The 21061-nt window shown below is 58.3% G+C and carries 17 protein-coding genes; 8 read left to right on the top strand and 9 right to left on the bottom strand.

Annotation, left to right across the window (positions count from 1 at the left end; all coding sequences use genetic code 11):
* Positions 1 to 126 precede the first annotated feature (126 nt).
* The 4 genes from nirB to cobA are packed head-to-tail and all read left to right on the top strand — an operon-like array spanning position 127 to position 6351.
* Complete coding sequence (nirB, locus tag BLU75_RS14805; protein ID WP_084378894.1) at positions 127 to 2580, top strand: nitrite reductase large subunit NirB; 2454 nt, start codon at positions 127 to 129, stop codon at positions 2578 to 2580.
* Positions 2577 to 2894 carry a nitrite reductase small subunit NirD gene (gene nirD, locus BLU75_RS14810; protein ID WP_084378895.1) on the top strand — a complete coding sequence of 106 codons (318 nt, stop codon included), beginning with the start codon at positions 2577 to 2579 and terminating at the stop codon, positions 2892 to 2894. The genes nirB and nirD overlap by 4 nt, the downstream gene beginning before the upstream one ends.
* Positions 2894 to 5602, top strand: coding sequence for a nitrate reductase (locus BLU75_RS14815; RefSeq protein WP_084378896.1), 2709 nt, complete (start codon positions 2894 to 2896; stop codon positions 5600 to 5602). The genes nirD and BLU75_RS14815 overlap by 1 nt, the downstream gene beginning before the upstream one ends.
* Before the next feature lie 11 nt (positions 5603 to 5613).
* Entirely contained in the window at positions 5614 to 6351 is a 738-nt protein-coding gene (gene cobA / locus BLU75_RS14820; protein WP_084378897.1) for a uroporphyrinogen-III C-methyltransferase, read from the top strand.
* A gap of 60 nt (positions 6352 to 6411) precedes the next feature.
* Here the strand turns inward: cobA and BLU75_RS14825 are convergent, their stop codons facing one another.
* From BLU75_RS14825 to ppsA, 8 genes are all read right to left on the bottom strand, one after another.
* On the bottom strand, positions 6412 to 7389 hold the full coding sequence (locus BLU75_RS14825) for an OmpA family protein (RefSeq protein WP_084378898.1): 978 nt from the start codon (positions 7387 to 7389) through the stop codon (positions 6412 to 6414).
* Positions 7390 to 7496: 107 nt separating this feature from the next.
* On the bottom strand, positions 7497 to 8087 hold the full coding sequence (sigX, locus tag BLU75_RS14830) for an RNA polymerase sigma factor SigX (protein WP_090221491.1): 591 nt from the start codon (positions 8085 to 8087) through the stop codon (positions 7497 to 7499).
* Between the two features lie 87 nt (positions 8088 to 8174).
* Positions 8175 to 8999, bottom strand: coding sequence for a mechanosensitive ion channel family protein (locus BLU75_RS14835; RefSeq protein ID WP_084378900.1), 825 nt, complete (start codon positions 8997 to 8999; stop codon positions 8175 to 8177).
* A gap of 2 nt (positions 9000 to 9001) precedes the next feature.
* Complete coding sequence (locus BLU75_RS14840; protein ID WP_084378901.1) at positions 9002 to 9247, bottom strand: CrfX protein; 246 nt, start codon at positions 9245 to 9247, stop codon at positions 9002 to 9004.
* 84 nt (positions 9248 to 9331) lie between these two features.
* Positions 9332 to 10327 carry a zinc transporter ZntB gene (locus BLU75_RS14845; protein ID WP_084378902.1) on the bottom strand — a complete coding sequence of 332 codons (996 nt, stop codon included), beginning with the start codon at positions 10325 to 10327 and terminating at the stop codon, positions 9332 to 9334.
* A gap of 25 nt (positions 10328 to 10352) precedes the next feature.
* Complete coding sequence (gene rraA / locus BLU75_RS14850) at positions 10353 to 10844, bottom strand: ribonuclease E activity regulator RraA (RefSeq protein WP_084378903.1); 492 nt, start codon at positions 10842 to 10844, stop codon at positions 10353 to 10355.
* Between the two features lie 226 nt (positions 10845 to 11070).
* The gene (locus BLU75_RS14855) at positions 11071 to 12060 is read right to left on the bottom strand and encodes an alpha/beta fold hydrolase (protein WP_084378904.1); all 990 of its coding nucleotides are present in this window, start codon (positions 12058 to 12060) and stop codon (positions 11071 to 11073) included.
* 99 nt (positions 12061 to 12159) lie between these two features.
* Positions 12160 to 14535 (bottom strand): phosphoenolpyruvate synthase, encoded by a 2376-nt coding sequence (gene ppsA, locus BLU75_RS14860; protein ID WP_084378905.1) that lies wholly within the window; start codon positions 14533 to 14535, stop codon positions 12160 to 12162.
* Between the two features lie 178 nt (positions 14536 to 14713).
* On the opposite strand from ppsA, the gene ppsR reads away from it, so the two are divergent.
* Entirely contained in the window at positions 14714 to 15532 is an 819-nt protein-coding gene (gene ppsR, locus BLU75_RS14865; RefSeq protein WP_084378906.1) for a posphoenolpyruvate synthetase regulatory kinase/phosphorylase PpsR, read from the top strand.
* A gap of 220 nt (positions 15533 to 15752) precedes the next feature.
* Here the strand turns inward: ppsR and BLU75_RS14870 are convergent, their stop codons facing one another.
* The gene (locus BLU75_RS14870; RefSeq protein WP_084378992.1) at positions 15753 to 17177 is read right to left on the bottom strand and encodes an aminotransferase-like domain-containing protein; all 1425 of its coding nucleotides are present in this window, start codon (positions 17175 to 17177) and stop codon (positions 15753 to 15755) included.
* 160 nt (positions 17178 to 17337) lie between these two features.
* Between BLU75_RS14870 and BLU75_RS14875 the strand changes: the two genes are divergently transcribed.
* From BLU75_RS14875 to BLU75_RS14885, 3 genes are read left to right on the top strand one after another with little or no spacing between them, the layout of a single operon-like run.
* Positions 17338 to 18231, top strand: a complete 894-nt coding sequence (locus BLU75_RS14875; RefSeq protein WP_165447486.1) for a DMT family transporter — start codon at positions 17338 to 17340, stop codon at positions 18229 to 18231.
* Positions 18232 to 18260: 29 nt separating this feature from the next.
* On the top strand, positions 18261 to 20123 hold the full coding sequence (moeB, locus tag BLU75_RS14880) for a molybdopterin-synthase adenylyltransferase MoeB (protein WP_084378908.1): 1863 nt from the start codon (positions 18261 to 18263) through the stop codon (positions 20121 to 20123).
* A 22-nt stretch (positions 20124 to 20145) separates the two neighbouring features.
* On the top strand, positions 20146 to 21060 hold the full coding sequence (locus BLU75_RS14885; RefSeq protein ID WP_084378909.1) for a PLP-dependent cysteine synthase family protein: 915 nt from the start codon (positions 20146 to 20148) through the stop codon (positions 21058 to 21060).
* Position 21061: the final 1 nt, after the last annotated feature.

A 21061-nucleotide genomic window follows, 5' to 3' on the forward strand; every position in this document is an offset into this window, starting at 1 on the left:
CCTTCAACGACGAAGGTGGGGCTTTCCCGAGAGAACGGGACCAGGACAAAGGCGTCCTCGCTAGCTATCTAGCGGGGATGCCTTTTTTGTTTGCGCGTGATTTGTCGAGCCATTGCGGAGAACGACATGAAAAGACTCAAACTGGTGATGATCGGCAACGGCATGGCCGGGGTCCGTACCCTTGAAGAACTGCTCAAATTGAGCAACGAGCTGTATGACATCACCGTCTTCGGCGCCGAACCTCACACCAATTACAACCGCATCCTGTTGTCACCGGTGCTGGCTGGTGAACAGACCTTCGAAGAGATCGTGCTCAACGATCTGGACTGGTATCTGCAGAACGACATCAAGTTGTTGCTCAACCGCAAAGTGGTGCAGATCGACCGAGTCAAACGCATAGTCATTGCCGAGGACGGTACCGAGGCCGAGTACGATCGCTTGCTGATCGCCACCGGCTCGACCCCATTCATTTTACCGATCCCCGGCCACACCCTGGAGGGCGTTATCGGTTACCGCGACATTGCCGACACCCAGGCCATGATCGACACCGCCAAGACTCACACACACGCCGTGGTCATCGGTGGCGGCTTGCTCGGCCTGGAAGCGGCCAACGGCCTGATGCTGCGCGGTATGCACGTGACCGTGGTGCACCTCGGCGAATGGCTGCTGGAGCGGCAGCTGGACAAGACCAGCGGCCAACTGTTGCAGACCGAGCTGGAAAGCCGTGGCCTGGTGTTCCGCATGTGCGAACAGACCCAGGCGTTGCACGACGCCGGCAATGGCCGGGTCGGGTCGGTGCAGTTCAAGAACGGCGATGTGATCCCTGCGGACCTGGTGGTAATGGCCGCCGGGATCCGCCCGAATACCGAACTGGCGGAAAAATCCGGCATCCCGTGCAACCGTGGGATTCTGGTCAACGACACCCTGCAAACCTACGACCCACGTATCTATGCCATTGGCGAATGCGCCAGCCATCGCGGCATCGCTTACGGTTTGGTCGCACCGCTGTTCGAACAAGCCAAGGTCTGCGCCAACCATCTGGCCCAGCTGGGGTTCGCCACCTACAAAGGCTCGGTGACCTCCACCAAGCTGAAAGTCACCGGTATTGACCTGTTTTCCGCCGGCAACTTCATGGGCGGTGAAGGCACTGAAACCATCACCCTGTCCGACCCGATTGGCGGTGTCTACAAGAAGCTGGTGATCAAGGACGACATCCTGGTCGGCGCTTGCCTGTACGGTGATACTGCCGACGGCGGTTGGTATTTCCGGCAGATTCGTGAGAACCATGGCATTGGCGAGATTCGTGATCACCTGATGTTCGGCGAAAATGCCTTGGGCGACGTCGGTCACCAAGGCCAGGACAAAGCCATGAGCATGGCCGACAACGCGGAAGTCTGTGGTTGCAACGGTGTCTGCAAGGGCACCATCGTCAAAGCGATTCAAGAGCAAGGACTGTTCAGCGTCGACGAGGTGAAAAAGCACACCAAGGCCGCCAGTTCCTGCGGTTCATGTGTCGGACTGGTGGAACAGATCCTGATCAACACCGTGGGCGGCGCAGCCGACGTCAAGCCAAAGAGCGAAAAAGCCATCTGCGGTTGCAGCGATCTCAACCACGGACAAATCCGCCAGGCGATCCGCGAACAGCACCTGCTGACGATCGCCGGCACCATGAGCTACCTGAACTGGCGCACACCCAACGGGTGCGCCACGTGCCGTCCGGCGTTGAACTACTACCTGATTTCCACCTGGCCGGGCGAAGCCAAGGATGACCCGCAGTCGCGCCTGATCAACGAGCGGGCCCACGCCAACATTCAGAAAGACGGTACCTACTCCGTCGTCCCGCGGATGTGGGGCGGTGTGACCAATCCTTCGGAACTGCGCCGTATCGCCGACGTGGCAGACAAGTACAACGTGCCGATGGTCAAGGTCACCGGCGGACAGCGCATCGATTTGCTGGGCATCAAAAAACAAGACCTGCCGGGTGTCTGGAAAGACCTCGACATGCCCTCCGGTCATGCGTATGGCAAATCCATCCGTACTGTGAAGACCTGCGTAGGCAGCGAGTTCTGCCGCTTCGGCACGCAGAACTCGACACAATTGGGCATCGAGCTGGAACATGACTTGTTCAACATGTGGTCGCCGCACAAGGTCAAGCTCGCAGTGTCCGGATGCCCGCGCAACTGCTCGGAAGCCGGGATCAAGGACGTAGGCATTATCGGTGTCGACTCCGGCTGGGAGATGTACATCGGCGGCAACGGCGGGATCAAGACCGAAGTCGCGGAGTTCTTCGTCAAGCTCAAGACCGCCGAGGAAGTGCGCGAATACAACGGCGCATTCCTGCAGTTGTACCGCGAGGAAGCCTTCTACCTCGAACGCACCGTGCACTACATGCAACGGGTGGGCATGGACCACATCAAGAAGGCCGTGCTGGAAGACCCGGCGCGACGCCAGGCACTCAACGAGCGCCTGCAGTTTTCCCTGTCGTTCGAACAGGATCCGTGGAAAGAACGCCTTGAGCAGCCGCTGCTGAAAAAGGAATTCGACGTCATCCCTGTTAAACAACTGGAGGTGCCGGCATGAACTGGCTGGATATCTGCGCCCTCGAAGAAATCAACAGCCTCGGTTCGCGAATTGTCAGTGGACCAAAGGGTGACATCGCGATTTTTCGCACCAGTGACGATGAAGTCTTCGCCCTTGATGACCGCTGCCCTCACAAAGGTGGCCCGCTCTCCCAGGGGTTGATCTATGGCAAGCGGGTGGCGTGTCCGCTGCATAACTGGCAGATCGATTTGGCGTCTGGTGAAGCCCAGGCGCCGGATGTCGGCTGCGCCCACCATCATCCGGCCCGGGTCGAAAACGGCCGGGTGATGCTGGCCCTGCAGGACGCCGGTTGATGAACCGCCAGACCACCGCGTCGACCTGCTGCTACTGCGGGGTCGGTTGCGGCGTGCTGATCGAGCATGACGACACGCAGATCCTCGGCGTCAGTGGCGACCCCACGCACCCGGCCAACTTCGGCAAGCTGTGCAGCAAGGGCGCCAGCCTGCACCTGACCGGCGACCTTAGCGCACGCGCGTTGTACCCGGAACTGCGGCTGGGCAAAGCCCTTGCCCGCAGCCGCACCGATTGGGACACCGCCCTGGAGCACGCCGCGAATGTATTCGCCGAGACCATCGCCGAACACGGCCCCGACAGTGTGGCCTTCTACATCTCCGGGCAACTGCTGACCGAGGACTACTACAGCTTCAACAAACTCGCCAGGGCGCTGGTGGGCACCAACAATATCGACAGCAATTCCAGGTTGTGCATGTCTTCGGCGGTGGTCGGCTACAAGCGCAGCCTGGGCGCCGACGCGCCGCCATGCAGCTACGAGGACCTGGAGTCCAGCGATTGTGTGCTGATCGTCGGCAGTAACATGGCCTATGCGCATCCGGTGTTGTTCCGACGCCTGGAAGAAGCCAAGGTCCGCCGGCCGGACATGAAAGTCGTGGTGATCGATCCGCGTCGCACCGATACCTGCGATCTGGCGGACATGCACCTGGCGATTCTCCCTGGGACCGATGTCGCGCTGTTCCATGGAATTTTGCACCTGTTATTGTGGGAAGACTGGATCGACCGCGACTTTATCCAGGCGCACACCGACGGTCTGGATGAGTTGAAACGACTGGTCCATGACTACACACCGCAAATGGTCACACAGTTGTGCGGGATCAGCGTCGAGCAGTTGCGCCAATGCGCCCAATGGGTCGGCACCTCTGCAAGCTTCCTGTCTCTTTGGTGCATGGGGCTCAATCAATCCACCGCTGGCAGTGCGAAGAACAGCGCACTGATCAATTTGCACTTGGCCACCGGGACCATTGGCCGGCCGGGCTGCGGGCCCTTCTCGCTCACCGGCCAGCCGAATGCCATGGGCGGGCGCGAAACCGGGAGCCTGTCGAACCTGTTGCCAGGCCATCGCGAAGCAGCCAACCCGGCACACCGCTCAGAAGTCGCCGCGTATTGGGGCGTCGAACACTTACCGGCCAGTACCGGGCTGACCGCCATCGAACTGTTTGAACAGATGCAGGCGGGCAAGATCAAGGCCCTGTGGATCGCCTGCACCAATCCTGCCCAATCCCTGCCGGACCAGAACGCAGTGCGCCAAGCCCTGCAAGCCTGCCCGTTCGTGGTCCTGCAGGAAGCCTTTCGCACCACGGAAACCGCGACCTTTGCCGACCTGTTGTTGCCAGCCGCCAGCTGGGGTGAGAAAGACGGCACGGTGACCAACTCCGAGCGGCGTATTTCCCACGTCCGCCAGGCTATTGCTCCACCGGGTGAGGCGCGACCGGATTGGGCAATTACCGTGGACTTCGCCCAGCGCCTGGAGCGGCGTTTGCGGCCAGGCCTGCCGAACCTGTTTGCCTTTGAGCAAGCGGCACAGATTTTCGATGAATTCAAGCAACTGACTCGCGGTCGCGACTTGGATTTGTCGGGCATCAGCCACGCCGTGCTCGACCAGATTGGACCACAACAATGGCCATTCCCGGTCGATGCGCAAAGCGGCACGGCGCGGCTGTACAGCGACCGGCACTTCCCTACCGACAGTGGTCGTGCACACTTTATTGCCGATCCATACCGCCCCGCCAAGGAACAACGTGACGCACGTTTTCCACTGACCCTGATTACCGGCCGCCTGCGGGATCAGTGGCATGGCATGAGCCGCACCGGCACCGCCGCGCAGTTGTTCGGCCATGTCAGCGAGGCTTTGCTCGGCCTGCACCCCGATGAACTGCGGCGGCAGCGTTTCAAGGACGGTGATCTGGTCAACCTCAAAAGCCGTCGCGGCAACCTGATTGTGGCGGTCAGCAGCGACGACAGTGTGCGACCCGGCCACGCCTTTCTACCAATGCACTGGGGCGATCGCTTCCTCAAGGGCGGGGTCAACATCCTCACCCAGCCAGCGTTCGACCCCTTGTCGAAACAACCTGAACTCAAGCACAGCGGTGTACGCCTGGAAGCGGTGCAACTGCCCTGGCAGTTGTTCGCGTTGATCGAAGGCGATGTACAGCAGCACTTCGAGGCCTTGCGTCCACTGTGCGAAGGCTTTGCCTATGTCAGCCTGAGCCTGGCCGGGCGCGAGCGTCCGGCGCTGGTGGTGCGCGCGGCGCATACCGAAGCGCCAGACCTGCAGCTGCTCAAAAGCATCGACCAATTGTTGGGCCTCAATGAGGGTCCGGTCATGGCTTATGACGACCCACGCCGCTCCATCGGCAAGCGGGTAAAAATCGAAAAAGGCCGGATTACCGCCCTGCGCCTGGCCGGCGAAACCCTGGCCCGCCACTGGCTGCAAAGCCTCTGGCTGGAAGGCAAGGCTGACGATCAACTGCGTCGCTGGCTGTTGGCACCCTTGAGCGCACCACCGGATGGCGGTGCGACTCACAACAAAACGTTGTGCAACTGCAAGAACGTCAGTGAAAACGCAGTGTGCGCCGGGATTTCCCGGGGCCTGGACCTCAATGGGCTCAAGCAGGAGCTGGGGTGCGGCACGCAATGCGGTTCCTGCGTTCCGGAAATCAAACGCTTATTGGCCAGCACTCCGCAGCCAATCGCAATCAGTGTATGAGGGGATAAAGCATGAGCGCAAAAGTCTGGCTGGTAGGTGCAGGCCCCGGTGATCCGGAGTTGCTGACCCTCAAGGCGGTGCGGGCCCTGCATGAGGCTGATGTGGTGCTGATTGATGACTTGGTCAACCCGGCGGTGCTTGAACATTGTCCAGGTACCCGCGTGATCACTGTCGGCAAGCGCGGTGGATGCCGCTCCACGCCACAAGCGTTTATTCACCGCCTGATGCTGCGATATGCGCGCCAAGGCAAGTGCGTAGTACGCCTCAAAGGCGGTGATCCGTGCATTTTCGGGCGGGGTGGTGAAGAAGCTATCTGGCTCAGGGAACGCGGTGTGGCGGTGGAACTGGTCAATGGCATCACCGCCGGCCTGGCAGGCGCTACGCAGTGCGATATCCCCCTGACATTGCGCGGTGTCAGTCGTGGCGTGACGCTGGTCACGGCGCATACGCAGGACGACAGCAGCCTCAATTGGCGGGCATTGGCCGAAGGCGGCACAACGTTGGTGGTGTATATGGGCGTAGCGAAACTCGAGGAAATTGCCGCGCAATTGCTCGAGGGCGGCATGGCTGCCGATATGCCGGTGGCGATGATCGAGAACGCTTCGCTGCCATTGCAGCGTGAATGCCGCAGCTCCCTGGCCCGCATGCAAGCAGATGCCCAGGCGTTTGCCTTAAAGAGCCCGGCGATCCTGGTGATCGGCGCGGTGGCGGCAACAGCGGTTGAAGCGGTGTTGCAGGCCAGCGCCTGAGGCAAATCCCAGGCGAAAAAAAGCCCGGCCTAAGCCGGGCTTTTTTCTACAACTCAGTCATTACTGAGCGGTAGCTTCAACCGCAGCTTCTACGCGACGGTTAACAGCACGACCAGCTTCAGTTGCGTTGTCAGCAACTGGGCGGGATTCGCCGTAACCTACGGAGGTGATACGGCCAGCGTCAACGCCGTCTTGAACCAGAACTTGCTTAACAGCGTCAGCACGACGCTGGGACAGCTTCTGGTTGTAGGCGTCTGGACCTACGGAGTCAGTGTGACCAGCAACTTCTACGTTGGTAGCTGGGTACTGAGCCATGAAGTCAGCCAGGTTTTTCACGTCGCCGTAGCTGTCTTGTTTAACAACAGCTTTGTCGAAGTCGAACTTCACGTCCAGCTCAACACGAACAACCTGAGCAACCGGAGCTTCTGGCTCTGGAACTGGCTCTGGAGCTGGTGCTGGGGTAGGAGCTGGTGCTGCGCCAGCGTTACCGCCGAAGTTCACGCCCAGGCCGACCAGTGCGGAGTAATCCCACTTGCCGTTGTCCAGGTTGTGGTCAGCTTCAACGCCTGCACGAGCGAACAGGTTGTTGGTGAAGTAGTACTTCACACCAGTACCGATGATAGCCAGAGTCGACTGATCGCGACCGCTGTGACCGTCAGCTTTTACGTTGGTGCGGCTCTGGTGACCGAAACCACCTTCTACGTATGGACGCAGGGAGTCAACACCAGCCTGACCGAAGTGGTAGGTAGCCAGCAGGCTGCCAGTGTCACCCTTGATCTTCTGGTTGCCAGTACCGTCGTTCGAACGGGTGTGGTTGGTCTTGTCGTAGGACAAGTTCAAGGACAGATCGTCGGTCAGGAAGTAACCGATGCGAGCGCCAGGATTGAAGCCGTCTTCGATGTGCTTGACGCTATCGTTGTACTGCTTCTTGTAGAACAGCTCGCCTTCAACTGCGCCTTGGCCTTGTGCCAGAACGCCGAAAGAAGTAGCGGCAATAAGAGAACCAATGGCCAAGCCCAAGGTGTTTTTCAGTTTCATCCGTTAAATCCCCATCTGGTGATTGTAAAGCAGTCCCACATACCGGGGGACAACTCGGCGACAAGTCTAACAGAACTTGCCTACACGTAAGAGATATTTGCAGTGCACTAAGTTTCAGTATCGCCGGCAAATTTCTCACGTAATTTATCAAGAGCGCGTTTGTAACGCATTTTTGTCGCACTCAAACCCATATGCATAATGTCAGCGATTTCCTGAAATTCCAGTTCTGCGACAAAGCGTAGCACCAGAATTTCCCGATCAATCGGATTCACATGCACCAGCCAGCGATCAAGTCCGCCCTTTTCCTCGGGTGCCGGCGCCTTTTCTTCAGACGCCTCCTCAAGGGGGTCGAGACTCAAAGCGTCCATCAAGCGACGCTTTCGCCGTTCCTTCCGATACTGCGTGATGCACTCGTTGTACGTGATGCTGTACAGCCAGGTCTTGAACTTCGATTTTCCCTCAAAGTTCTTCAAACCGTACAACACCTTGAGCATCACTTCCTGACAGACATCATCCGCATCACGATCGCTCCCTAAATACCTTGAACAAACGTTGAACAGAGTGCATTGATACCTGCGCATCAATTCTTCGTACGCGCGTGTTACGTGAAACAGCTCCGTGTGCGCGCGCGCGACCAACTCCTCATCAGAGAGCTCACGGGGGTCATAGCGCGTGGACAGCGTTTGGGCTTTATTCAAAACAAGTCGTGCCGACAGTCAGGTCAATGTCCGCCACATCCCGGATACCCAGGATCGCGGCGGCGTACATTAGCAGGGTTTACCGGTTTAGCGGCTACTCACCTGCTGCTCCAGCAGAATTCGATTAGACAACGACACTAGATCGCCATCATCGGTCAGCACTGTAGTTTTTACTGTGCCGATTTCTTCGATCTGCCCTTCGACCTCACCTACACGCACGTATTGCCCTACCTGATACAACTCACGCACATAGATTCCCGCAAGAATCTGACCAGCGATTTCCCGGCTTCCCAACCCCATGGCCAGCGCAACGGCCAGACCAACGGTAATCAAAACAATCACAATCACATGGTTAAGCAGGTCAGTCTTGACCTCCAACTGACTGATCGCAACCGAAATACTGATGATGATCACCAGTCCCTGGGCGATCCGTCCCAGGCCACTGGCGTAGTCCAGGCCGACGCCTTCGGCGGCACCGCGCACCAGCCCGTTGGCCAATTGAGCCAACAAAACCCCCACCAGCAACACCAGCGCGCCACCAAAAACCTTCGGTAAGTACAGCGCCAACATGTCCAGCGTAGCTGAAACTCTTTCAAGTCCAAGGGACTGCGCCGCAGAAACCAGGAAAATCAGCAGCACGAACCAATAAACGATCTTTCCGATCAGTGTCGAAATCGGCACTTTAAGGCCGACACGCCCCAGTAATTTGGTGAGGCCGGTCCCCCCCATAACACGATCAAGACCCAGCTTGGCCAGCAGCTTGGACAGCAAGGTGTCGAGCAACTTGGCCACGACAAAACCCAACAGCACCAGCACCAGCGCTCCGAACAGGTTGGGAATGAAATTCGCCACCTTGGTCCACAGCGCTGTCATTGCAGTAACCAGACTCTGCGTCCAGAGATCAAGCTCCATATTCAATCAGCCTTATCAGTAGTACGAGCAATAGGTTTACGACGAGAAACCGGTGAAACGTGGGCAGAGCCATTGTTCACCGCAATCATCAGCGCAGGCAGCCAACGGCCCAGCAAACCGAACAGATCACCCGCCCCCACCTGACGGTTGGCGGTTTTCAATACGCGACCCAGGCACGCATCGTCGTCACGGTTGGACGGCGAAGTGTTAAGCATGTCACGCAAAGACTGTTCAAACGGATCGTGCATATAGACCTCTCGCAAGTGATTCAAAGACGAGGGCAAAATTCGCCGGGTCACATGACCTCTCCACCCGTTCAGGTCACATTCAGCTCAGAGCCAGCGTAAGCGCCTGAACAACCACCACTGTCCCAGCGCAATCAGGACCACCAACAAGCAAGCAATTGCAAAACCGTAGGGGCTGGAAGAGAACGGAATACCACCCACATTGATCCCCAACAATCCCGTCAGAAAAGTCATCGGCAAGAAGATCCCGGTGATGATTCCGAAGCGGTACATGGTGCGATTCATACGCACGCTCAAACGCCGATCTTCAGCCTCAAGTACAAGCCCCACGCGCTCCCGAGTCAATTCAAGCTCCTCCAGGTAGCGGGTCAGGCTGTTGTTCAACTCGTTCCAATAGTCAGCATCGTCATCGACAAACCAGGGCAGTTTGATACGGGTCAGCTGAGCAAAAATATCCCGCTGCGGCGCCAGGAAACGCTTGAGCGCAGCGGCTCGCCGACGGATCTGCAAAACATTGCCGTGCTCCGGTGTATACCGTTCGTCGGCATCCAGTTTTTCTTCTTCGGCGTCGACGCTTTCAGACAGATCACTGACCAGATCCTGCACTTTGTTGGTCAGGTACTGCGCCATATAAAGGATGAGTTCCGAGGCAGTTTTCGGCCCTTTACCCTCCTCCAATTGCGCCAGCAGCTCGTCTGTGGCACGCAACGGCCGTAAACGCAGGGAAATCACCCGGGAGGCCGCCGCGAAGATGCGTACCGACACCATGTCTTCCGGCTCTGCGCCAGGGTTGAGGTTGATCCCACGCAAAAACACCAGCAATTCAGCGTCTGGCAAAGGCAACAGTCGTGGACGGGTGTTCTCTTCCAACAACAGGTCACAGGCGAATTCGCTCAAGCCGCTGGACTTGCGCAGCCAGGTTTGTGTCTGCGGATGACTACGGTCCCAATGCAGCCACAGACTTTCCTGAGGCTGCAATTGCAACTGGTCAAGCTCAGTCCGGGCAATCGCACGCGCACCACCGCCTCCGTCAAGCACCAGGGCATGCACCAGCCCCCATTGCGCGTTTTCTTCCTCGAACATCCTCACCCCTGTCGGTCTACTGCTGTTATTCAGGCATTTTCAAAGGACTGGGCGAGACGATCACGCCGTTATTGTCGGCATACACATACTCACCCGGACGGAACGTCACACCGGCAAACGTCACCGCTACGTCCACATCGCCAACCCCACGTCGCACGCTTTTCAATGGATGACTGGCCAGGGCCTGCACGCCCAGGTCGGTCTGGGCGAGGACGTCCACGTCACGGATGCAACCGTAGATCACCATCCCTTCCCAGCCGTTTTTCGCGGCTTTCTCGGCGATCATGTCACCCAGCAAGGCGTGACGCAGGGAACCGCCACCGTCAACCACCAGCACTTTGCCGGTGCCATCGAGCTCGGCCTGTTCCTTGACCCGGGAGTTGTCTTCAAAGCACTTGATGGTAACGATTTCGCCACCGAAGGAGTCTCGTCCGCCGAAGTTGCTGAACATGGGCTCGAGCACCTGTACCAGTTCCGGGTAGGTATCACACAGGTCGGGGGTCACGTAATGGTTCATCGGAAAACTCCTGTCAGTGAAAGAAGGTGTCGAACATCCACGGCTACATCAGGGAAACGCATCACAATAGGCATTCTTTAAAAATGCGCCATCGCGGCCGGTAATGATCAGATCCGCGCCCGAGCAACGCAATAACCATTGCGCGACTGAATATGACCAGAATAGCCTGATACGTCATATCTTAGCCGTAACCCTCATCAAGCGAAACGCCCTTGTTAGACGCCTGTCAGCCGACCGCGAGGACTTCAGGTTGTGCGCCCGTCACAGGTGTTAGCGGATCTTTCAGCCAGCGCTCTACCAACGGCCATACTTCGACCTGGGCGGCCTTGCTGACCAGCATCTCGACATGTCCGAAATCACCGGAAAAGCCTTGCCGTCGCCCCAGGCACAGGTATTGACGGTGCTCGGAACCCACTTGTTCAAGCAGTTTGCGACAAGCCCAGTCCGGGTCCTGACGATCGCCGGCGGCACTCACCGCCAACAAAGGCACATCGACCTCGGCCAATCCTTTCCACCAATCGCGCTCGCCGTCCCCAAAACGCCCGAACAAACCATGCCAGCGCATACTCTCCAGGGCCAGCCCGATGGGTTCGTCTTCCGGGCCACGTTTTAGCCGGGCCCCGGAGAGTTGAGCAAAGCGCTTCAAAATAAAACGCCCACCCCACTCGACTGGCGGAATCTTCAACGGCCAGTAGGTACGACTGACCTGACAACCGAACAAGGCCACGGAAGCCACCGCGGGTGCGCCCAGGTACTGCCCGCCCAATGCCGCAGCGAGGGTCGTACCGCCCAGGGAATGACCAATCCAGTGCGGAATCTGCCCACTCTGCTCACGCACAAACGCAGCGATGGCTGGCAAATCGTAGCGAGCATAGTCGGCGACACGGTTCTTGGCGTAATCCCGGTTACGCCGGGAAAGCCCGTGACCACGCATTTCCGGGATCCATACATCAAATCCCTGCCGCGCCAGATAAGCCCCCAGGCCAAGGCCCTTGGGCGAATACCAGAAGCGTCGATTGGAAAAGCTGCCGTGTAATAGGATCACTGGCACGCCTCGACTTTCCGCGACCTCGGCCAGGCCCAGGCGCGTCACCGCCAATTCAACGGTGCCATCAGGACTGTTGCCGGGTTTGAGGCGATAAACATCTTCACTCAGGTCGCCACGACGCTCAGCGCTGATCAAGGCGACGGGAAACAAGCTGCTGCTGCTTTGCATAAAGTTCTTGCACAAAAAAGGGCGGCGTCCAGAAGGAGTTCCGCCCTACACAGAATGAGAAATGCCGGTCAGCCATGTCAGCTGACCGGCAGCTGGCGATTACGCCGAGGCTTGACCTTCGGCCAGGAAGAACCAGGTTTCCAGCACCGAATCCGGGTTCAGCGAAACGCTTTCGATGCCCTGTTCCATCAGCCATTTGGCCAGGTCCGGGTGATCGGAAGGGCCTTGGCCACAGATACCGATGTACTTACCGGCCTTGTTGCACGCCTGGATGGCATTGGCTAGCAGCTTTTTGACCGCCGGATTACGTTCATCGAACAGATGGGCAATGATCCCCGAGTCACGGTCCAGGCCCAGGGTCAACTGAGTCAGGTCGTTGGAGCCAATGGAGAAGCCGTCGAAGAATTCCAGGAACTCTTCGGCCAGAATCGCATTGGAAGGCAGTTTGCACATCATGATCACGCGAAGACCGTTTTCACCACGGGAGAGGCCGTTCTCAGCCAGCAAATCGACGACCTGGCTTGCTTCGCCCAAGGTTCGCACGAACGGCACCATGATCTCGACGTTGGTCAGCCCCATTTCGTTACGTACACGCTTGAGGGCCCGGCATTCGAGTTCAAAGCAGTCACGGAAGGCTTCGCTGATGTAGCGCGACGCGCCACGGAAACCCAGCATCGGGTTTTCTTCTTCCGGCTCGTAAAGCTTGCCGCCGATCAGGTTTGCGTATTCGTTGGACTTGAAGTCCGACAGGCGCACGATGACTTTCTTCGGCCAGAAAGCCGCCGCCAGGGTGCTGATGCCTTCCACCAGCTTCTCGACGTAGAAACCTACCGGATCGTTGTAACCGGCGATACGTTTGTCGACACTGTCCTTGATCTCCAACGGCAGACCGTCGTAGTTCAACAGCGCCTTGGGATGCACGCCAATCATGCGGTTGATGATGAACTCCAGGCGGGCCAGGCCCACGCCGGCGTTCGGCAACTGCGCGAAATCGAAGGCACGGTCCGGGTTACCGACGTTCATCATGATCTTGAACGGCAGATCGGGCATCGCGTCGATGGAGTTTTGCTTGATGTCGAAGCCCAGTTCACCTTCGAAGATGAAACCGGTGTCGCCTTCGGCACAGGAAACGGTCACACCCTGACCGTCCTTCAACAGCTGAGTGGCGTTACCGCAGCCCACCACAGCCGGTATTCCCAGTTCACGCGCGATGATTGCAGCGTGACAGGTACGCCCGCCACGGTTGGTGACGATGGCGCTGGCGCGCTTCATCACGGGTTCCCAGTCCGGGTCGGTCATGTCGGAAACCAATACGTCGCCTGGCTGGACCTTGTCCATCTCGGAGACATCCTTGATGATCCGCACCTTGCCGGCGCCGATGCGCTGGCCGATGGCACGGCCTTCCACCAGCACGGTGCCGGTTTCCTTCAACAGATAGCGTTCCATGACATTGGCCGAGGTACGGCTCTTCACGGTTTCCGGGCGGGCCTGGACGATGTACAGCTTGCCGTCGTCGCCATCCTTTGCCCATTCGATGTCCATCGGGCACTTGTAGTGCTTCTCGATGATCATCGCTTGCTTGGCCAATTCGCTGACTTCAGCGTCGGTCAGGCAGAAACGCGCGCGCTCGGCCTTGTCGACATCCACGGTTTTCACCGAGCGACCGGCCTTGGCCTCATCGCCGTAGATCATCTTGATGGCCTTGCTGCCCAGGTTGCGGCGCAGGATGGCCGGGCGGCCTGCTTCCAGGGTGCCCTTGTGAACATAGAATTCGTCCGGGTTGACCGCGCCCTGCACGACCGTTTCCCCCAGGCCGTAAGCGCCGGTGATAAACACCACGTCGCGAAAGCCAGATTCCGTGTCCAGGGTGAACATCACGCCGGCCGTACCGGTTTCCGAACGTACCATGCGCTGCACGCCGGCAGACAGGGCCACCAACTTGTGGTCGAAACCCTGGTGCACGCGGTAGGAAATGGCGCGGTCGTTGAACAGCGAGGCGAACACTTCCTTGGCCGCGCGGATGACGTTTTCCACGCCGCGAATGTTCAGGAAGGTTTCTTGCTGGCCGGCGAAGGAGGCATCGGGCAGGTCTTCAGCGGTGGCCGAGGAACGAACCGCGACAGCCATGTCCGGGTTACCCGCCGAAAGGCTGGCGAAGGCCGTGCGGATTTCCGCGTTGAGCTTCTCGGGGAACTCGGCCTCCATGATCCATTGACGAATCTGGGCACCGGTCTTGGCCAGGGCGTTGACATCATCCACGTCCAAGGCGTCCAGAGCTGCGTGGATTTGAGCGTTGAGGCCGCTCAGTTCGAGGAAATCACGGTAAGCCTGGGCCGTAGTGGCGAAGCCACCGGGTACCGAGACACCGGCGCCCGCAAGGTTACTGATCATCTCGCCGAGGGATGCGTTCTTGCCCCCCACATGCTCTACATCATGGACGCCGAGCTTATCGAGGGAAACTACGTACTCTACCAAGGTGATCTCTCCACTAACTGTGTTGGAAAAGCTCAGGGCGCTGGGTGCTCAGTAGGAGCAGTTACCGGCGTTTGTGGCCTGGACCTGGAAAATAAGTGAGAATGCGGCCCACTGCGGGACGGCAAAATCGCACCTATCATATCCAAGATTCGTCATCAGCTTAAGGCCCAAGGCTCAAATGAAACGATCTGCTTTCTTTATCTCCGATGGCACCGGCATCACAGCCGAAACCCTGGGTCAAAGCCTGTTGGCGCAGTTCGAAAACATTACCTTCGCCAAATTCACGCGACCGTATATCGATAGCGTGGATAAAGCGCGGCTCATGGTACAACAAATCAATCTGGCCGCCGAAAAAGACGGCTTTCGCCCGATCATTTTCGACACCATTGTCAATCAGGACATTCGTGAGATCCTCGCAACCTCTAATGGTTTCATGATCGACATCTTCTCGACCTTCCTCGCCCCACTGGAGCAGGAGTTGAGCGAGCACTCCTCATATTCTGTGGGAAAATCCCATTCCATTGGCCACAACTCCAATTACATGGAGCGGATCGAGGCGGTGAACTTCGCCCTGGACAACGACGATGGTGCCCGCACCCATTACTACGACAAGGCCGACCTGATCCTGGTGGGCGTGTCCCGTTGCGGCAAGACGCCGACGTGCCTTTATATGGCCATGCAGTTCGGTATTCGCGCGGCCAACTACCCGCTGACCGAAGACGATATGGAACACCTGACACTGCCGGCCGCCCTGCGCTCGCATCAGCACAAGCTGTTCGGCTTGACCATTGATCCGGACCGTCTCACCGCCATCCGTAACGAACGCAAGCCCAACAGCCGCTATTCGAGCTATGCCCAGTGCGAATTCGAAGTGCGCGAAGTGGAAAATCTGTTCCGCCGGGAAAATATTGCACACATCAACTCCACACATTTTTCGGTGGAAGAAATTTCGGCAAAGATTTTGGTGGAAAAAGGCGTCGAACGCCGTTTCAAATAACCTGGAGCGCGGATTTCCTGTGGCTTCCAGGCCATTTGTGGCGAGGGGGCTGGTCCCCCGTTGGGCTGCGCAGCACCCCCAAAACGTTTCCCCGTTCGCCCAGTCAAACCAGGTGGCCGGTTTAAGGGCTGCTGCGCAGCCCAACGGGAGCGATACGGCGTTCCGGCAAGCCCCCTCGTCATAGGGGCCATTTATCAAGCGCAGATCAAACATTCAACGCTTATAGATGAAACCTTCCTCCACCCTGCCCCAGGGCGGTGGCCAAAGCGTCAAATCCTTCTCGCAACAGCTGATCATCCCCCGAGGTATTGCAGATACTTGCCCGAATGAACTGTGGCACCGCCGTTTGCCCCACGGCAAATGCCTCGGCGGTGGCGATCAGGTAATTGTTCTGCTTGAGTTCCGCTTCGATTTCCGAGGCTCGCCACGGCTCCGGCACTTCAATCCAGAAATGCGGGCTGTTGAGGTGCGTGCGATACTCAAGGCCACTCAAGAGGCCTTCGACCAGGGTTTTGCGGCGGCTGATCTCGTTGATCTGTTGGTGCAACAGGTATTGCGCCGTACCGTTTTCAATCCACTGCGTGGCCAATTCCAGCGTGACCGGCGTCGCCATCCAACAGGTGGAACGCAATGCGGCGGAGATCCGGCTGACCAACGCCGGAGGCGCGTGCACATAACCCACGCGCAATCCCGCCGACACCGCCTTGCTCAGGCTGCTGATCAGGATGGTGCGTTCCGGGGCGAAATGACTCAGGGGTGGCGGGCGATCCTCCACCAACACGCCATGGGCCTCATCTTCGAGGATCAGCAAATTGTGTTCACGACAGACCCGAACCAATGCCTCGCGACGGGTAACGGACAATACCGCCGTCGTCGGATTCTGGATGGTCGGCGTGCAATAAAGAGCCGACACCCGATGATTGCGACAAACCTCCTCCAACGCCCCCGGCAGCAAACCCTCGTCATCCATCTCCAGGCCGATCAAGCGTATGCCGAGCATCCGTGCGGCGGTGATCAATCCGGGGTAGGTCAGTTGTTCCGTGACCACGGTATCGCCCGCACGCAATAAGGCCATCATCGCGCAGAGCAATCCGTGCTGGCCGCCATTGACGCAGATGACCTGTTCGGGAATCGGGTGAAAGTCGCGCTGCACCAGCCATTGCGCCCCCGCTTCACGATAACGCGGCAATCCGGCGTCCGGGGTGTAGGCGCTGATGTCCTGCAGGAATTTGGCGTTATTGGCCAGGGTCTGAAAACTCTGGGCCAGGAACGTCGTTTCCTGCCCCGGGATATGCATATTGCGGCTCATATCGAAGTACTGGCGCGGCTCTTCGCTGACGTTGCGAAAACCTTCATCACGCTGACGTTCCATCCCACGCTTGCGCACGAACGTCCCGTCACCGACCCGCGCCACGACCAGACCAAGGCGTTCCAGTTCGCCATAGGCCCGACTGATGGTGCCGATGGTCACTCCGAGATTGTCGGAAAGCACGCGATGAGGCGGCAGTTTTCGCCCCGGTTCGATCAACCCTTCCAGAATGCCGCGTTCCATAACATCCGACAGGCGCTTGTACTTCATGCCCTGCCCATTGGAGAGCCCTTCTCGCATAATTGACACCATGTCAATATTTGTTTTGACAGCCATCATTCGCCCTAATAGTGTGCTTTAACGGGTTCAATTACCGGATAAAACCTCTAATGACACGTTCAATATAGAGTTCAATTCCGGCTCAGGGAAGCAATAAACGATGCCAATGTCCGCCGTTCTTCAAAATGCCGAAAAAACAAAACCACGTAAGCAGTGGTTGGCAGGGCTGATTACCAGCGTGATGTTCCTCATCGTGTGCTTGAGCTGGGGCACCACCTGGCTGGGGATCAAGATCGCAGTGGAAAGCGTGCCGCCGCTGACCTCGGCGGGCTTGCGCTTCCTGATCGCGTTTCCGTTATTTCTGTGTTTTGCGCTGTTGCGCCGCGAGCCGATCCTGTTCCCACGGGAAAGTCGCTGGTTTTTTGTGTTCGTGACGCTTTCCTACTTCAGCGTTCCTTATTACTTGCTCAACTACGGCGAGATGCACGTCTCCTCCGGCCTCACAGCCTTGCTGTTCAGTTGCATGCCGGTGTTCATCCTGATTTTCTCCGCGCTGTTGCTGCGTGAGCGCATCTACTTTTCCCAAGTGGTCGGGATCGGCATCGGCTTCGGCAGCCTGTACATGATCATCAGGAGCCAGGGGCTGCACCTGGACCATGCCGAGTTCTTCGGCGTGCTGGCTATTCTGACCGCCGCGATCATGCATGCCTTGTGCTATGTCATCACCAAGCAAAAAGGCAGCGCCATCAGCGTCATCACCTACAACACCCTGCCCATCGGGATTGCCGGACTCATGTTGTTCGTGGCCGGCCTGTGGTTTGAATCCCCGACCTTCGAGGCCATTACGCTGCGCTCCTGGAGCGCCCTGTTCTACCTGGGACTGGTGGCCTCGGTCGGCGGTTTTATCGTGTACTTCATGCTGCTCAAGCGTTTGAGCCCGATCATCCTGTCCTTCGTCTTCATCATCTTCCCGGTGTTCGCCGTGATCATCGGCGCCTGGTATGAAGGCCTCGAATTGTCCAGGGACCTGATGCTGTACTCGGCGATCCTGCTGGCAGGTTTCGCCATTACCAAATTGCCGATAGAAAAACTCTTGACCAAGAACCATTGACCCTTTTTATTCACTGACGCGAGAGAAACATGGACGTGCTCCGCCCAAACGCCCTGGAACAGATTTACGCCCACGCCAGCCGCAGCTATCCCGAAGAATGCTGCGGCTTTGTCTTCGCCGACGGCAGCGTGTACCTGGGCAGCAACATCCAGAATGAGCTGCACCGCAAAAACCCGCAGATGTACTCCCGCAGCGCGGCCAATGGCTACACCTTTTCGGTGGCCGATACGCTGATGATGAACAAGGCATTTCGCAGCGATAACCCGGTAACGGTGATCTACCACTCGCACCCGGATGTCGGTGCCTATTTCAGTGACGAGGATCAGGACAAGGCCCTGTACATGGGTGAACCGATCTACCCCGTCAGCTACCTGGTGGTGGACGTCCGCCAGGGCAAGGCCCTTGGGTCAAAACTGTTTGCCTGGGATGGCAAGCACTTCGCCCTCACCCCTTTCAACGACCTGCAAACGGAGTTGTACATGAACGCTGTCTCTTTCCCCGACATTCTGGTCCGCGTGGCCAAGTTGCCAGAATCGACCCTTGAGGGCGCCGGATCGACATTGCGCGAAGTCATTGAAAACCTCTGCAATCACCACCCGCAATTGCGGGCGCAGCTGTTCCACGAGAAGAACGACCAGCTCAAGGAGCATTTCCTGTTCACCGCCGGGGAAGAGCTGATCAGCCCCGATGAACAACTGCCGGAAAAAGCCAGAATCGAAGTACTGCTCGCCACTTCCGGCGGTATGGATATCGACACCCTGAGTAATGAAGAGGTGCAGCGGTATGTGCGGCATATCACCCTGCCCGGCGTCGGCCGTGCAGGGCAACTGAATCTGAAAAAAGCCAAGGTGCTGATCATCGGCACTGGCGGGCTGGGGTCGCCCATCAGCCTGTATCTGGCGGCTGCAGGTATCGGCACCCTGGGGCTGGTGGATTTCGATGTGGTGGAAAGCAGCAACCTGCAACGCCAGATTGTGCATGGTAACAGCACGCTGGGCCTGCCCAAGGTGGAGTCCGCGAAACAGCGCCTGCAAGACCTGAACAGCCATATCCAGATCAATGCGCACGATACCGCGCTGAACGTCGACAACGCCTTAGATCTGGTGGGCGCCTACGACCTGGTGATCGATGGTACAGACAACTTTGAAACCCGCTACCTGGTCAACGATACCTGCGTGCAGCTCGGCAAACCCTTGGTGTATGGCGCCATCTACCGCTTCGACGGCCAGATCAGCGTGCTCAACTACAAGGGCGGGCCGTGCTATCGCTGCCTGTTTCCCCACGCGCCGCCGGCAGAACTGGCGCCCAATTGCAGCGCGGGCGGGGTGATCGGCGTACTGCCGGGTGTGGTCGGAATGATCCAGGCCACCGAGGCAATCAAACTCCTGATTGGTCTCGGTGAGCCGTTGTCCGGGCGACTGATGCGCTTTGACGCGCTGGCCATGAAGTTCAGCGAAATCCGCTTCAAGCGTCGCGCCGATTGTCCGTGCTGCTCCGAATTGCGTGATGCACACCAGCCCGTGGCAGCCGTGTGTGCCGATACCGTACGCGCGGTGCCGACCCTGGCCGAGGAGCGCTACATCAAACCCCGCTTGCTCAAGCAGCTACTGGAGCAACGACGCAGCGCCGACATTCTGCTGGACGTACGCGACGCCAGCGAACTGGAGGTTTGCAAGCTGCCAGGCGTGGTTCACATTCCCCTGGCCGAACTCGACGAACAGCTCGACACCCTCAGCCGCGACAACACCCATTACCTGATCTGCTACGCCGGCATCCGTGCGGAACAGGCTGCCAGCACCATGCTCGCGGCCGGCTTTGCCAACACCAAAGTCCTGGAAGGTGGCATGAAACACTGGGTTCGCGACGTCGAACCCGACATGCCTTTGTACTGATCACCGGCCAGAGGTGTGCTTGATGTTACATAACTCGATACTCGACGCTATTGGCCAGACGCCCATCGTGCGCCTGGAACAGTTTTCCGAAGACCTCGGCATTGAAGTCTTCGCCAAGCTTGAATCACTCAACCCGGGAGGCAGCCATAAGGCGCGCATCGCCCTGGGGATGATCCTCGACGCCGAACGCCGGGGCATCCTGATTCGCGACTCAGGACAAACCATCATCGAGCCCAGCGGTGGCAACACCGGCATCGGCCTGGTGATGGCCGGCAATGTGCTGGGCTACAAGGTGGTACTGGTGATCCCGGACAACTACAGCCCAGAGAAACAAAAACTGTTGCGCCTCTACGGCGCCAAAGTGGTGCTGTCAGACAGTCGCCTGGGGAACAATTCCCACGGCGAAAAGTGCATGGAACTGCAACTGGAAAACCCCAGCTACGTCATGCTCAACCAGCAGCGCAACCCCGCCAACCCACAAACCCACCGCGATACCACCGCCCCGGAAATCATCCGCGCGTTTGGCGAGCGACAGGTGGATTACTTCGTCAGCGGCATCGGTACCGGCGGCCATATCACCGGCATCGGTGAAACCCTCAAGGCAGCCTGGCCGCAGATGCGCGTGATGGGTGTGGAACCCGAGGAATGCGACCTGCTGAATGATCGCCACGCCCCGCATCACATTCAGGGTCTGTCCATCGGACTGATCCCGAGCATTCTCAACCTTGAGGTACTCGACGGCATGCTCAAGGTTTCCCGGCTGGAGTGCCTGGAAATGATGAAACGCATCATGCGCACCGATGCCGTGAGCCTGGGGTTGTCGTCGGCCGCCAATATGGTGGCCATCGCCAGACTCGCACCGGAACTGCCCACCGACACGGTGGTACTGACGATGGTTTATGACAGCGCCGACAGCTATCTGCCCTGTTTCGAATAAT

It is taken from the genome of Pseudomonas mucidolens (assembly GCF_900106045.1).
GTDB lineage: Bacteria > Pseudomonadota > Gammaproteobacteria > Pseudomonadales > Pseudomonadaceae > Aquipseudomonas > Aquipseudomonas mucidolens.